This is a genomic window from Variovorax sp. E3, assembly GCF_016082275.1.
In the GTDB taxonomy this organism is placed as follows: Bacteria; Pseudomonadota; Gammaproteobacteria; order Burkholderiales; family Burkholderiaceae_C; genus Variovorax.
Genome location: NZ_MOWM01000331.1, coordinates 1 through 1,291 on the forward strand (window position 1 = coordinate 1; position 1,291 = coordinate 1,291).

Genomic DNA, 1,291 nt, shown 5'->3' on the forward strand with positions numbered 1-1,291 from the left:
TCTGGCCGCCGTCGCGCGCGGTCTTGCGGCCCACGAGGTCGTTGGCCTGGATGGCGGTGGTGCCTTCGTAGATCGTGAGGATCTTCGCGTCGCGGTAGTACTGCGCCGCGCCGGTCTCCTCGATGAAGCCCATGCCGCCATGCACCTGCACGCCCAGAGAGGTCACTTCCAGGCTCATCTCGGTACTGTAGCCCTTGACCAGCGGCACCATGAATTCGTAGAAGGCCTGGTTCTGCTTGCGCGCGTCGGCATCGGGGTGGTGGTGCGCGGCGTCGTAGGCGGCGGCGGCCACGCTGGCCATGGCGCGGCAGCCTTCGGTGTAGGCGCGCATTGTCATCAGCATGCGCTTCACATCTGGGTGGTGAATGATGGGCGCGCTGGCGTTGATGGAGCCGTCGACCGGGCGGCTCTGCACGCGGTCTTTCGCGTAGGCCACGGCGTGCTGGTAGGCGCGCTCGGCAATCGCGATGCCCTGCATGCCCACGGCGTAGCGCGCCGAGTTCATCATGATGAACATGTACTCGAGGCCGCGGTTCTCCTGGCCCACGAGGTAGCCCACGGCGCCGCCGTGGTCGCCGTACTGCAGCACGGCGGTGGGCGATGCCTTGATGCCCATCTTGTGCTCGATGCTCACGCAGTGCACGTCGTTGCGCGCGCCCAGTGCGCCGTCCTTGCCGACCATGAACTTGGGCACCACGAACAGGCTGATGCCCTTCACGCCTTCGGGCGCGCCGCTCACGCGGGCCAGCACGAGGTGCACGATGTTCTCGGCCATGTCGTGCTCACCGTAGGTGATGAAGATCTTGGTGCCGAACACCTTGTAGGTGCCGTCGGGCTGCGGCTCGGCGCGGCTGCGCACCATGGCCAGGTCGCTGCCGGCCTGCGGCTCGGTGAGGTTCATCGTGCCGGTCCACTGGCCGCTCACGAGTTTTTCGAGGTACACCGCTTCAGCTCGTCGGAGCCGGCCGTGAGCAGCGCCTCGATGGCGCCGTCGCTCAGCAGCGGGCACAGCGCGAAGCTCATGTTGGCCGAGTTCAGCATCTCGCCGCAGGCGCGCCGATGGTCTTGGGCAGGCCCTGGCCGCCGAAGTCCGACGGATGCTGCAGGCCCTGCCAACCGCCCGACACGTACTGCGCGAAGGCGTCCTTGAAGCCCGGCGTGGTGGTGACCACGCGTCCTTGAACGACGAGGGGTTGCGGTCGCCGTCGATGTTCAGGGGCGCGATCACGTCCTGGTTGAAACGGGCGCACTCCTCGAGCACGGCCTGCGCGGTTTCGAGGCCGGCGTCTTC

General features: G+C 67.4%; 1 pseudogene. It reads right to left on the reverse strand.

Features of this window, described 5'->3' with window-relative positions:
* Positions 1-1,291 (reverse strand): annotated as a pseudogene (locus BMG07_RS40620) (acyl-CoA dehydrogenase family protein); the annotation flags it as partial.